This is a genomic window from Streptomyces sp. NPDC088354, assembly GCF_044753585.1.
GTDB lineage: Bacteria > Actinomycetota > Actinomycetes > Streptomycetales > Streptomycetaceae > Actinacidiphila.
In genome coordinates this window covers 1-13,858 of the sequence record NZ_JBIVNJ010000078.1, presented here as the reverse complement: position 1 = coordinate 13,858, position 13,858 = coordinate 1, and the positions used below count along the sequence as shown (strand labels likewise).

Below are 13,858 nucleotides of genomic sequence, written 5' to 3'. Positions count from 1 at the left end.
TGATCTTGGAAGCCGTGCCTGTCACGTTCCGGGGCACCGCCGAGCTGGCAGATCGTCACGAACCGGGCGTCACGCGACTACGCCGAAGCCCTGCCTTGGGCATGTGGGGGAGCTTCCGGTTGCTATTGAGTGTGTGTGTATTGTCGCGCGTCAGACTTTGTGCCAGGGCTCGTTTCTTGCGGGTCCTGTCTCGTGAAGGAGTCTGATCGATCATGGTGAGACCGCCGGCGGTGCCGCCGGAGGAGAAGGTCCGGATCGTGCTGTCGATCCTGGCCGGTGAGATGACCGTTGCCGAGGCCGCGCGGCGGGCGAAGGTGTCCGAGCAGTCGGTCGGGAACTGGAAGCGCCAGTTCCTGGAGTCCGGCCGGGCCGGGCTGGCGGCGGGGAGGTCCGGCCCGAGCAGCCGGGAACAGCAACTCGATGCCCAAGTCGCCGACTTGACGCGGGACAGTATTTGCTGGGATATGGAAGGTGGGGGTGGCTGGTATTTTGGATGTGAGGCTGCCGGCGTTTTGTGGGGGTGGGGATGCATGGGGCTCGAGGCGCAGGGCCGATGCCTCGTCGGGTGATGGAGAGGTTTGAGCCTCTTACTTGTGGGAGTGAGGCTGTGCCGGAGTTGCCGGGTGGTGATGGGGCTGGGGTTGTGAGGGATCGATTTTCGTCGCGCAGGTTGCGTGATGAGATTCATGAGGATGGGGAGGGGTGATCTGCTGTGGGTGATGAGTATTTTGCGCAGCCAGAGAATTTGGCGCGGGGGGCTGCGTATATCGAACAGATTGCCAGGATTGCGGGGGAGCTTCGGCGCAGGTTCGATGAGGATATTCGTGAGACTGCTGGCTGGCCGGGGCAGGATGACGATATGGCGAAGCAGTTCAAGGCGATTGAGGAGCGGGACCGGGAGTTGGTGGTGAGGACTGGTGGTGCGCTTTTTGAGGCTCTGATCGGTGTCACGGATGGGACTACGGCCAGTCTCAGGAATATTCGTGGTACGCAGAATGATGTGTTGGATTCCATTGAGGAAGCCAAGCGTCGCGGCGGAAAGCGTTGATGGTTTAGATGAGTAGTATCCGCGTCTCGCCTCAGCTCGATATCCTTATCCGGATTGTATTGGGTACGGGTATGCCTGAGGCGGACGAGGAGAAGGCAAATCGCAGTCGTATACCTTTCCAGGAGCTCTCCAGGAGTCTGCATGAGCTGTCGGACCTGATCGAGCAGTCTGTCGGCGTGGTGGGGCGTTCGCTGCCGCCGGCGGCAGCCCGGCCGTATGTGCAGAGTATGCGGTTGTTCATTGATGACGGCGGTGTCAACTATCTGCGGGACCTTGCCCGGCAGTTGGATGAGGTCGCTGACGGCCGGGTGCAGATCTCCACGCAGATTCTGGAGGCGAAGGCCCAGATTATCGCGGAATTGGTTCGGCTGCTCCTCGAGTTGCAGATTATCGCCGTGGTGGCGTTCTTCACGGGCGGGTCGGCCGCTGCTGAGAGCGAAGCGGCCGTGGCGCGGAGCCGGGTCGCGATTTTTGAGATCCTGGTACGGCTCGCCAAGGAAGCCCACTTGATGCCGAGTCTGTCGGAGGCTTTCGACGAGGCGTTCACCACGTTCATCGTGCGTCTGGGGATGATTCTGTTTGCGCCGCAGGGGCGCAGGCCCGGCGGGTTCGATGTGCGCCAGATCATTCAGGATGGCATTTTCGGTGGGCTGACCGGCATGTTCCATGGCGCGCTCGGTCCGGTGATGAAGAAGATCGGGAAGCGTTTCGGCTGGCATGGGGACGGTCCGGGGGGCGGGCCTGGCCCGGGTCATGTGAAGGATGTTCCTCGTGATGTGACGTCGAAGGTTGATACGCCGCCGAGGCCGAGGCCGAGGTCGGAGCCGGGGCTGGGTGGGCGGATTGTGCGGGTCGGCGGGTCCTTGGTGGGCGAGGGCCTTTCGGAGGGTACTGCGGAGTCGGCTACCGAGGTCGTGGTCAACGGGGCTTTCTACGGCAGGTGGGCTTTCAGTTTCGATACTTTTCATGGGGCTGTTGTCAGTTCCATTGTGATGGGCGGCATGTTCGTCATGGCGTCTGATCTGAGCAGCAAGTTTGCTGCGCGGTTCGGTTTCGGTGATCTCAATCGTGTTGTCCCGGCGGGTGGTCGGGCGGGGGCGTCGGGTGCGGGGCAGGGCAGGGGAATCCTCGGGGGTACGGGTGTCGGGCCGTTGCCGGCTATTACTGGTGGTGGGGGGGTGTTCACGGGGACGACCGGTACGAGTGAGATTCCGGCGGGGGCGGATGCCCCCGCGGCGGTGGTCCCTGCCGAGTCCGGGGCTGTCCCCCACGGCACCACCACAGCAGCCACCGGCACAGGCACAGGCACCACCACGGCAGCCACCGGCACAGGCACAGGCACCACCACGGCAGCCACCGGCACAGGCACAGGCACCACCACGGCAGGCACCGGCACCGGCACCGGCACGGGTTCGGGTTCGGGCAGGCCGTCGGTGTCCACGTCGTCCTCGCCGGGCCTGGCAACCCACACCGGCACCCCGACTGCTTCCGGCCCCGGCACGGCGACCCCTGTCGGCACCGGCGCGGGCGCGGGTACGGCAGCCTCTTCCGGTACCGGCGCGGGTACGGGGGCGGGTGGGGAGGGTGGTTCGCGTGGCGGTCAGCCGGCCGGCACCGCGGGTGGCACGCAGCACACCCGCCCAGGCACGGACCAGTCCAGCCGCCCGGCCACCGGCGACGCGACACCCACCACCGGCACCAGCGGCACCACCGATGCCACCGATGCCGCCGGTGCTGCTGGCACCGCCGGTGCCGCTGGTGCTGCTGGCACGGTCGACGCTGCTGGCACGGTTGATGGTGCTGGCGGGTTGGAGCCGGCGGGTGCGGCGGGTGTGGGGGGTGTGGGGGATGCTGCCGGGGCTGGGTCCGACGGCCTGCCGCGTGATGCCGGTTTCCCGCGGGTGGTGGGGGCGGTGGACGGGGCGGGTGTGCAGGGCGTCGGGCCGGTGGCGGGGTCTGCTGGTTCGGGGGTGCCGCAGTCGTTGTCGGCGTCGCCGGGGTGGCAGGCGGCGCGGGAAGCCGCGCCGGTGTCGCGCTCGCAGGCGTGGACTGCTCCGGTCCCGGCAGATGTCCCCGGCGCGGCGGGTTCGCGTGTCGATGTGCGGCGTTTCTCCTATGCCGGTGAACCGGTGGTCGATGTGACGGTGGATGTCGGTTTCTTGCACGCCGGGGCTGTCACGGACGTCGAACGCCAGGTGGAGTGGGACCGTATGGCGGCCGGTGTGGAGCAGGCCTTCAACACGCCCCGGTACCTGCTGCCCACCGGTGAACGTCTCCATGTCACGGTGGCGCCGGCCCGGCCCGGGACCCGGCCGCACCTGACCATCGACCTTGGCACAGCACACCCCGAACACCGCACCCCCGCCGGGTACGCCGACCAGATCGGCCGCTACCTCGATCTCCCGCCGACTAGCCATGACACCCCCACCCCCGACCACGCCCCCGACCGGGGCCCGCTGACCATCCGCACCCAGTCCACCAGCGGGCCGGACCACACCTCACCCGGCGTCCACGGCCTGGTCACCGAACCCGGCACCCGCGCGGCACGGGTGCGTACCGAAGGCAACACCGGGTCCGGAGTTTCGGGGAGAGGAGCCGGGCTCGGCCCGGCCGGCACGGGTCCGGACAGTGGGATCAGCACCGTCTCCTCCGCCCCCGCGCCGCACAGCAGCACAGCACCCGGCGCGGGCACCGGCACAGCACCCGGGGTAGGCAACGGTGCGGGTACGGCCGGGGCGGGGGGCGCCACGCTCATCGGCACTGGTGCAGGTCCGGGGCCGGGTAGCGGTTCGGCTGTGGGTTCGCGGGGCGGCCCGGTCGCGGCCGTGGCTGAGGGCGGTTCCTCGCAGACTCCACAGCCGCCCACTCGCAGCCGGGTCGGTAATGTTCCCGGGGCTTTGGGGACCACTGGTGTCGACCCGGTACCGGACATCACTGACCAACCTGACGCGGCGGACGCGACTGGCACCGCGCGCGTCGGTGACCGGTCGGGTGAGGACGGGGGCGAGTTCCATGGCCCGCCTGGGCCGTCTGCCGTTTCCCCGACGGATCCGACGTCTGCCGTCTCTGCCGGTGATTCCCTGACGATTAAGCCGGCCGGGGCGACCGGGGCCACGTCCGCCGCTATGTCCTCCACACCCGACGGCCCCGTGCCTCCCGGGCCTGTGGAGACACCGCCAGCACCCGCACAACGCGACCAGCCTCTGCGTCCCGACATCGTGCTCGCTCGGCAGGACCATCTCGCGCGCGACACGAGCGACCGGGACATGGAGTCGCTTTACCACACAGTCAGAAAACAGCTAGTGGGCCTGGGTTGGCTCCCCAACCCGGCCAACACCGACAGCCGCCGCCACAACACTGTAAGCCGCGAGCAAGTAGCCCAGGCCTACGAGGAGCTGCCGCCTTACCTTGCCCAGCGTGACGAACCGGCTATCGCCAACGAGATCGCTGGCCGCATCGCCAACCGCGGGAAAGCTCTGGGACTGCCGGGCGGCGCACCTCCCGATGACGCGCCGGCCGACGATGCTGGGGTGCTGGTGGAGCAACTCACCTATGCCTGGCTGGCATGGAGAGCTGGCACGATGTTCCGGGATGAGCTGGGGCGGCATTACAGCGTGGACAGCGAGTCGTATCGGCACGCGCAGGAGCGAGTACGGCAGGACGAGGTCGCGCTGGCTGCGGCGGTGGACCGCTGGGCGGCTGTGGCCGAAGACCGTTCCTTGCTGCAGGATATGGATTTCGTGGATGCCTCCGACGAGGACTGGGCCGAGGCTGATGAGGTAGCAGTAGCCCTCAAGGAGGCCCGGCAGCAGTGGACGAACTCCCTGAAAATCCACGACCAATGGTTGGAAGAGGAAGACAACGGCATCAGATCGGCTGCCGCCGACAGTGTGCAGAGTGGAGGGCTTCGACGCGCCGAGAAGCTGCTAGCTGCGGTGGTGGACCGCTGGGCGCAGGTGACCATCGGTGCTTCGCTTCCGCAAGCGAACCCCACGGACAGCGTGGAGAACACTGCGACAGAAGATCATGCGAATTCAGCCGTCACGGAAGCAACGCGCTTTTTGCTGGATGCCAACAGCAAACGCACTGGCCTGCTGCGGGCGTTTAGCCGAAGCGACGGCCCGGCTGGACAACTGGCCGTCTCCTACTTCCATTCGGAAGAGTCGGTGCGGAAGGCCAGGGCGCAACTCTCCACAGCGCAGGCCAGACTGAAATACGTGCAAGAGCGCGATAAAAACACGTTGGTACGAGAGATTTCCGCCAAGTATGGGATTCGATTGGATTCCGACGCCGGAGTTGAAGTCGTTAAACAGGTAAACTCAAGTGCTCCTGATGAAATATTGGCCAACGTGCGGCCGCGAGAGTGGTCCCTACGGAACGTTCGGGCATTGAGTAAAGCGCTACAGCATTATGCGCCGATTCTGGGAGAGGAGCGCGCAACCTCCAGTCGCAGCGTGGTCGAGCAGGAAGTGAAGACGGTTGGTGCGGTAAATTATTCAATTTCCGAAAACAGACTTTCGGAGGATGTCGGCGGTACTTATTACAAAAACTTCAAACTGGTAAATTTGTACAATTCCTCTCCCTTGGGGATGAATTCCTCGCCCGAGTGGATTGCTACCCATGAAATCGCCCATGGCGTCCTTGACTATGCCCTTCAGGACTTCCAGAAGACTTTTTGGGACCTCGTCGAACCCCCCACTCCCAGCTATCGCGGGCCATCGGCTGATCCCGCAGAGGATTTCGAAGGATCGATTTACTACTATCTGCGTGATCTGGATAGCCTGCAGGAATGGTGGCCTCGGCATGCGATGGCGGTAGCGGGATTGCATGAAAGATTCCCTGGCGAGTTTATTCTCAGGAACGGGGAAGATCTCGAGTGCGCGGCCGAACGTATTAGTCAACAGCTGAACGGCGAATTGCCAGGTTTCGTGAGCGAGGTGGGGACCTGGAATCATGAAGGAAAGCGGGTGTACTACGCATTCAAAGTCAAGGAGCGGCCGGTAAGTGAATACGGTGCAACGAATGCGCATGAGGACATCGCCGAGGCGGCAGCCTGCTATTTCACCGATAACGCGGATATGAGGATACGCGCCCCTCTGAGGGCTCAGTTCCTCGATATTCTCATTGACGGCTGGCGTCAGAGACGAGATGCGCTTGGCAGTGAACAGGTCGCGGGCGCTGATGAGATGAACGCGGTTGGAGCCCTGGGTCGTGCAGATGCGGCTGGGCAGCAGCCTGGCGCCCGTCCTATGCAGGAGTTTCATGCACCCCGCAGTGCGGCTGCGGGTGGCGCGGGTCCTGCCACGGGGCGGAACGGCAGTCCGCAGGTGTGGACAGCGCTCACCCAGACGCAGGTGAGTGACGGGCTCAATCAGCAGCTGTTGCGTGAGCGGCTGAGTCTGCTGGAGCCGGGCTCTTCGGGGTATGAGCGTGTGCGTGGCGTTTTGGAAACCTACGGCCAGCCTCAGCCGTCTGCGGTTTCCCCGACGGACTCGGCGTCTGCCATCCCTGCCGCGAATGCCCTGACGATGAAACCGGCCAGGGCGAGCGGGGCCACGCCCACCACCACACCGGACGGCCCCGTGCCTCCCTGGCCTGCGGAGACACCGCCAGCACCGGCACGACGAGACAGGCCTCTGCATCCCGTTCCCGGCCCCCGTACGGTAGCTGTGGCGGATGCCGCCGCCTACGGCGGGGGCAGCGTGCCGGGTGCGTGGAGTGAGCAGGCCGAAGCACTGAATCCCGACCCCTTGGCTGGCCGCAGTGGGGGAACGCATGGGGCGACCGGACACCACCCCGCGCCCGCTTCCGTCTCGGCGCCTGCTTCTGTTCTGGTTCCGGGTTTGGTTGTTGATGATCCGGTGGTGCGGGAGATGAGGGTCACTGCCGGGGATCTGGAACGTATCGGGGGTATTGAGGTACCTGCCAGTGTTCGTGCGGAGATGGATCTGCTCCCGGAGAAGGTGTTCCCGGTGGCAGGTCTGGGGCTTTCCCCGGCGGCGCTGGACCGGTTGCTGGCCGGGCTCGGCCGCGGCGGTCACCCCGTACCCGCCCCTGCGTACGCCCCGGAACAGCCGCCCCCAGTCCTCGCTGCCGAGTGGGCTCCCGAAACTGGTCACGAACTGTCGGTCCCGGCCCCCGCTTCCGCTGTTGTGATCCATCAACATCTCCCGCACTGATGCTGAACCACCCGAAAAGACTCGACAAGAGCGCGAAGCGTTCCCAGTGAAGTCTCTGCAGAATTGCTTCCCGGGAAGCCGCTCAGCGTCGTATTGGAAGCTGGGAGCCTGCCCCTGCCGAAGGCTCTGTTCGTCGCCGGCTGTGTCGCGGACGCCTTGGAGGCCGCGCATGACATGGGACTCACACATCGGGACATCAAGCCGTCCAACATCATGGTCCGGGCCAACGGCACGGCGAAAGTCGTCGACTTCGGCATCACCAAGGGTGGTGATGTCCGGCACGCCATCACCACCACTGGTGTCCTTATCGGCACTCCCGCCTACATGGCTCCCGAGTGTTTCTCCGGCACCTTCGACTACCGGTCCGACCTGTATTCGCTGGGGTGCGTGCTCTACGAGATGGTCACCGGCCAACGGCCATTCGGTGGTACTTCCTGGCACCTGGTCAATCAGCACCTGAACGAACAGCCGGCCCCCCTCAGTGGTCCACGGCCCGACGCCCCGCCGGAGCTGGACAAGATTGTGGCCCAACTCCTGGCCAAGGACCCGGCCGAACGCCCGGCCAGCGCCGCAGACGTCTGGGAGAGACTTCACGAGATCGACGAACGCTACTTCGGGGAAAACCCCCCGAGCCGCGGGCAAGACTCCACTACCGAGATCCTCCTCAGCAAGGAGGAAGCGACCACTGGAGTAGTCATCCCGCTGCGCATGACCACCCGAAAGCCCTGCCCCGCCTGCGCGTCAAGAACGAGCGGCAACGGCTCGGAAGGATGCACCCGATGCCAAGGCGCCGGTCAGATCAAGGACGTGCGCACGTACCGCATCCGGTTCCCAGCCGGTGTACGGACTGGACAACGACTGCGGCTCAAAGGACTGGGCACACCTGGGAAGAACGGGGGCGAGGCGGGGGACGTCTTCGTCGAGGTACACATTGGCAAGTGGGGCCCGCCCAAGGGGTAGGGCGCGGCCGGGCAAACACCCCCACGGTGAACCGGCCGCACCCGGAGAGCGGTGACACTACCGGCGGCGACCTGAGCCGCCCCCCTGCAGCCAGGCCGACGGGCTGGCAGCTTGCTGCGTAGCGGATTCGGCCTACGCAGCCACGGTTTGTAGCCAATTGTGGGCGATAGCAGCCCAGAGCTTCCCAGGTCGGGATAGATAGGAGGGCTTGGGCGGCGTTCGGCCGCAAGGGGTACGGACGGGGGAGGGCTGGCACGAGTTGCTGACCATCAACGTGGCCGTGTTGCTGGCCTTCATCGTCCTGCTGCGCCTACGACGTCGCACAGAAGCCCGGAGCCGTTTTGATGAGAAGCTCACGGTGGTTATCGTCATCGTATTGGGGATTTTGATTGCCCCGACTCCAGTCGGGCAGGGAATTCTGAATGCTCTAGGCCAGTTCGTGCAGGGAATATCAGATTCCGGCCTGTGACTTCCCTTCCCCGCACATGAGGTGTCTTTCCATGACCGCTTTGAAGGGCGGCAGCCGGTACTGGCTGCTGGGTAGGGGTGGAGGGAGTCGAACCTTCACGTCCGGGGACACCGGGACTTGAATCCGGCGTGTCTGCCTGTTCCGCCCCCCCAAGGTCCTCGCCCCTGGCTTGCGCGGCCAGGGGCGAGGGCTGGCAGGCCGATGTCGGGTGCCTGCCGTGCTGCGAAGCGATGATGACTTTACCCTTGCCGATTCGGGGCAACGGTCGCTCGTCGCAATCCTGCCCCTGGGGCACACTTGAGTCTGCGAGGCAACCTGGCGGACAGCGCCCCGGTTGCTGGGTCAGACTGGAGACAGTAAAGGCGAGGAGGTGACCGGGAGCGTGAGCGTTGCAACCGCTGATCATGTGGGGCCGTGGACCGTCGAACAAGTCCTGGCCTTGCCCGAGGACCGCACGACCCGCTACGAGCTGCTGGGGGAGTCCCTCGTGATGTCCCCCGCCCCCGGCTTCCGCCACCAGCGAGCCTCCCGGCGCCTGGCCAACATCTTGGACGCGGCGGCCCGAGCCGCCGGCGAACCGGTTGAGGTCCTGGAAGCCATCAACGTGACGTTGCCGTCCGGATTGGTGGTGCCCGACCTGGTGGTCGTCGACGCCGCCGCGACCGCGGACGACGGGGTCCACCTCGATGCCGACGCCGTGCTGCTCGTGGTCGAACTGGTCTCGACCGGCAACAAGACGATGGACCGGAAGGTCAAGCCCCTGCTGTATGCGGAGGCCGCCATCCCGCATTTCTGGCGTCTGGAGTTCGAACCAGCGCCGCGGCTCATCATCAGCGAACTGGACAACGGCCGGTATGTAGAAAAGACCACCGCGCTTGCCGGTACGACCACCCGGGTCTCAGCGCCGTTCCCCGTGGACATCGACCCGGCCGGACTCGCGCGACAGTAGGTCGTGTGGCGGGTGCGGGTGCGCGGTCGCGCCGCTGGGTGATGGGCGTCCTCCCCGGCTATCGCGGGGAGGAGGTGTCGGCGCGGGGCGGAGGCTTGCCCACGGGCCGCGACCTGCGACGACAGCCCGGACCTGGCAGGGCTTGCCCCCACCTTCGGTGCACCGCTCGGCGCAACGGTCCGGACACCTGTCCAGGCAACGGTCCAGGCACCCGTCGGCGCTACCCCGCCGCCGAGCACGGCCCACTACGTGCGGGAGCGCCGGGACCCGGCGGAAGCAGGTCGGTACTGCCCTCAGACGCCTTCCAAGACTCCGACGGGAGCGGACACCCCGTATGGGAAGTAGTCGGCGTTCCGAGATCCTTCAAAAACAGGGTTTGACCTGGTCTTTCTCCACCTTCGCAGAGTGGTCCCGGCGCGACCAGGAACGCGACCAGGAGGGCGACCAGAGGCGCGACCAGGAGCGCGACCGGAGGCGCGACCAGAGGCGCGACGTTGTCCGGCCCGGTGCAGAGGGACGAGCAGCCGCCATCGGTCCTCGACCGCCAGCTGCTTGTCTCGGGTGACCTGGAGGCCCGCCTCCAGAGCTCAGTTGATCGTTGGTGCGTTGTCACTGGTCAACGGCTGTTTCAGAGGGGTGGGACGTTATCGAGCAAGCGACCATGCTGTCGTGGGTGCGAGAGATCGCAACACCAGGGCCGTATTGGCATATCTATGCCACTGTGACGCCGGTCAAGCAGCGCGTCGACGTGAGCTGGCTAAATTCGGAGGCCATTTGAGCCAAAAATGGAGTCAACATATTCCATTTGCGGCTTTTCGGGTTTCCTGGTGTTTTAGACATTACTCTCACGGCTCGATTGCGTCGACTTGAAATTGGATAGCATTTAATTCGCAACTTCGCCTACGTTTGGGATGCGTTTAAATGAGACGTGCATGGGTCAAGTTGATTTCCGTTTTCTTAGTGGCGCTCATGATGTGCTTCGGATTTTCGATACCGGCTAGTGCCGATCAGAACGACGGAACTGCTGCCAGCCGCCCGCCGCTGCCGGACAGGTCGTGCACCACGAATCGCGCATCTTCCATCACCCCAGCCTGCCGCACCCCCACATTCGCTTGCGCACCACCTCCCAAAAGCGCGTATGAACGCGCACCACCGGCACCCGATCCCGGCGCACCACCCGCCAACGGAGTGACCGCCGACCAGACGACGCCGCACCACCCCACAGCCGACAGTCGGCAGTCGGCAGTCGGCTTCAGTGAAGGGGGCACACCGGTACCGCCGTCGACGCCAGTGTGCACCCCAGGGCGCCCCGCCAGGCCATCGCAATCCAGGCGGAGCCCCGCGCACTCACCGCCCCCGAGACCCGCAGGGCGAGTGCGCACCGCCAAGTGGTGACGACGGCTTCCCTCACCGCCACCGCCAAACCGCACCGGTAGTGCCTCCAACGGGGTGGCCACCCGAGCACGCCGGGCGTGCCACCCGGCCTCACCACCCGGCAGTGAGCTTGCATGAATACTGCGCCCCGACGTCACCGTCGCCGTCCGGTGCGCAGCAGGGCCCCCACGCCCCCCGCACGGCGGCCCCCACCCCGGTACTCACCGCCCCCGAGACGCAGGCGGTGAGTACCGGAACGGTGAACATCACCGGTGACCTGCCACGCGGTCCCGGGCCCGCCAGGTCAGCCCGCCCGGCGGTGCGGAGCCTCCTGAGGATCCCCGACCGGTCGTGTCGGCATCGTGTTCTCCACGGCCACCGGACCCAAGCGCGGTCGATCAGCGTTCCCAGGCATTCGTCGCACTGGTAGTCACCGCCCTCCATCTCGGTCATGGCCTCCGCCGGCCCCGTCAGCTCGCAGCCCCCTGCGCACGTCACTTCCCTGTGTACATCCGCCATGCATCCGACGGTCCGCGCCCCACCCCGTGCCCGGCAGGGGACCTGGGGGGTCGCACCGGCGCGTACAGACAGCTCAACGCCCACCCCGCCCCACACACCCCACGCGCGGACCGCGCGGATCTGGGGGACACCGGGCAGGCGAAGCAGGCCCGTTCGGTTCCACTATGGGAACCGAACTGGAAAGCGAAAGGAGGACGGCGTGAGCGAGGACACGGCACCATCGGGGCCCCTACCGCAGGCTGACGGACCACTGGTGCGGGTGCGGACCCGCAACCCAGACATCTGCCAGGCCGCACCCGACGGGCCGAACGTTGCCTGATGCGGCACTAGGTCCTGTTTCTTGGATCATGTGCGGAGCCAGATCACCAGGGATGCGACGGTGACGGTTCCGAGGTAGGTGTAGGCGCGTTTGTCGTAGCGGGTGGCCACGGCCCGGAAGTTCTTGAGGCGGTTGATCGCCCGCTCGACGACGTTGCGTTTCTTGTACCGCTGTTTGTCGAAGCCGGTCGGCCGACCGCCGGCCGAGCCGCGCCTGCGGCGGTTGGCCCGCTGGTCCTTCGGCTCGGGGATGCTGTGCCGAATCTTGCGCCGCCGCAGGTAGCGGCGATTGCTGCGGGAGCTGTAGGCCTTGTCCGCGCTGACGCTGTCCGGCCGGTTGCGGGGTCGACCAGGCCCGACGCACGGCACGCAGATCTTGTCCAGCACGGCCTCGAACTGCGGACTGTCCCCGCGTTGACCCGGCGTCAAAACGATGGACAGCGGACGGCACCGGCCGTCGGCCGACAGGTGGATCTTCGTGGTGAAGCCGCCGCGCGAACGGCCTAAGCACTCGCCTGCCTGACCACCTCCGCCAGGCGGACGGACAGGCTCGCCAGCACCGGATCGCCCAGGTTTGCCCCGCTGGGGAGCCCCTTTTCAGGAGCAATCACGGGTGGAGCGGCCTTACGGGCGCCGGCAGCATGCTGATGGGCCCGGGCCGTCGTGGAGTCCACCGACACCTCCCAGTCGATCCTGCCCTCGGCGTTCTCGGCCGCCTGCACCCGCGCCAGCAACATGTCCCACGTACCGTCCGCCGACCAGCGACGATGCCGCTTGTAGACCGTCTCCCACGGCCCGAAGCGCTCCGGCAGGTCTCGCCACGGCACCCCCGTCCTGGCCCGGAACAGCACCCCGTTGATGACCTTCCGGTGCTCGCTCCACCGACCGCCACGCGCACCACCACGAGGCAGGAGCGGCTCCAGCCGCTCCCACTCCGCATTCGTCAGATCTCCACGGCCAACCATGCTGAACAGCGTCAACCCACACACATGATCACGTCAGGAGATCCGAGAAACAGCACCTAGCTCCGGTCAGCCGTTCCAAACGGCAGGTCCAACTTCTCCTTCAGCCCGCAGGTCAGGCGTTGGTCACGGAACCCCGCCAGTGGCGTGCAATTGAAGCCGGTGTCTTCCAGGCCGAGGCCGAGCATGTATTTCGAGTCGATTCTTGCCCACACGGGGTGCGCGGCCTGGCGAGAGGTCGCGTTTTTCACGACTGCATCACGCTGACCATCGCCAGCACCGGATCGAAGACCGGCGCGGTCCATCGGCGATGAGTGAGAGTAGGGCCGGTCCTCAATGCCCTGCCAAGGTCGACTCAGTCGGCAGTGAAGAAAGCGATCCAGGACAAGACATCTGCAACGCCGAGGACCGCGAGCACGCCGAGCGAGGGAGAGCGATTGCGGACCGAGTCGGTCCCTGGCGCGGATCTCGTCGTTGATGGCAGGTGGCTACTGCCCGGTTTGGGCGACTTGAGCAACCAACCCATCCAGGCACAAGAACCTGGCGCGGCGGTGATGTGGTCTGCGCCCGCACCCATTTGACCGGGATCCAGACCTGTCGGGTGAGACGGCTCTCTGCGCCAGACCGATCGCGGGGACCGCGGAGACGAGCGTTGCCGAGCATGCCATGCGGAGCCTGTCCGGGTCCGGACTGGTCTCAACCCGGCTGGTGCCGATCATGTAAGCGCTGGTGGACCGCTGGTCCCCGGCCCACGTGAATCAGGAATCCTCGCCCTTCAGGGCAAGGACGATGTCGACCGATCACGTTCCGTAGTGGCGGATACGAAAATGCTAGTTGCCAGTTACGCCTTGCGAGGCAGAATGGGATGGGGCGTCGAGGTTCGGCGTGCAAACCCGACGACCTCAGAGCAAACATCACGGACGCTTGAGAAGTATGACCACGAACCCCGTCCGCCGCGCAGGCGGATCCTGGACCTCAGGCCGCTGTGCCCCGGGCGAGGAGGGCGAGGTAGCGGCGGGCGAACAGATACGCGTCGCCCGGCCATCGGGCGGACAGGTAGCGGCCGTCCTCGACGACGAA

The 13,858-nt window shown here is 66.0% G+C and carries 8 protein-coding genes; 6 read left to right on the top strand and 2 right to left on the bottom strand.

The features are described 5' to 3' along the window. Nucleotides 1–212 precede the first annotated feature (212 nt). From ACIP98_RS40685 to ACIP98_RS40660, 6 genes are all read left to right on the top strand, one after another. A complete protein-coding gene (locus tag ACIP98_RS40685) occupies nt 213–569 on the top strand; it encodes a transposase (RefSeq protein WP_401981676.1) in 357 nt (118 codons plus the stop codon). 143 nt (nt 570–712) lie between these two features. Further along, nucleotides 713–1,048 (top strand): hypothetical protein, encoded by a 336-nt coding sequence (locus ACIP98_RS40680; RefSeq protein ID WP_401981674.1) that lies wholly within the window; start codon nt 713–715, stop codon nt 1,046–1,048. An 8-nt stretch (nt 1,049–1,056) separates the two neighbouring features. Then, nucleotides 1,057–7,227: a hypothetical protein gene (locus ACIP98_RS40675; RefSeq protein WP_401981672.1), complete on the top strand. Its 6,171-nt coding sequence runs from the start codon at nt 1,057–1,059 to the stop codon at nt 7,225–7,227. A gap of 63 nt (nt 7,228–7,290) precedes the next feature. After that, nucleotides 7,291–8,187: a protein kinase gene (locus ACIP98_RS40670; protein WP_401981669.1), complete on the top strand. Its 897-nt coding sequence runs from the start codon at nt 7,291–7,293 to the stop codon at nt 8,185–8,187. Between the two features lie 259 nt (nt 8,188–8,446). After that, entirely contained in the window at nt 8,447–8,656 is a 210-nt protein-coding gene (locus ACIP98_RS40665; RefSeq protein WP_401981667.1) for a hypothetical protein, read from the top strand. A gap of 382 nt (nt 8,657–9,038) precedes the next feature. Further along, nucleotides 9,039–9,605 carry a Uma2 family endonuclease gene (locus tag ACIP98_RS40660; protein ID WP_401981665.1) on the top strand — a complete coding sequence of 189 codons (567 nt, stop codon included), beginning with the start codon at nt 9,039–9,041 and terminating at the stop codon, nt 9,603–9,605. 2,238 nt (nt 9,606–11,843) lie between these two features. Here ACIP98_RS40660 and ACIP98_RS40655 read toward each other — a convergent pair. Continuing rightward, nucleotides 11,844–12,781, bottom strand: a protein-coding gene (locus tag ACIP98_RS40655; protein ID WP_401981679.1) for an IS5 family transposase whose coding sequence is annotated in 2 segments (ribosomal slippage) — nt 11,844–12,413 and nt 12,416–12,781 — 936 coding nt in all. Because the reading frame shifts where the segments join, the coding sequence is not laid out codon by codon here. A 56-nt stretch (nt 12,782–12,837) separates the two neighbouring features. Continuing rightward, a complete protein-coding gene (locus ACIP98_RS40650; protein ID WP_401981662.1) occupies nt 12,838–13,083 on the bottom strand; it encodes a hypothetical protein in 246 nt (81 codons plus the stop codon). Between the last annotated feature and the right edge of the window lie 775 nt (nt 13,084–13,858).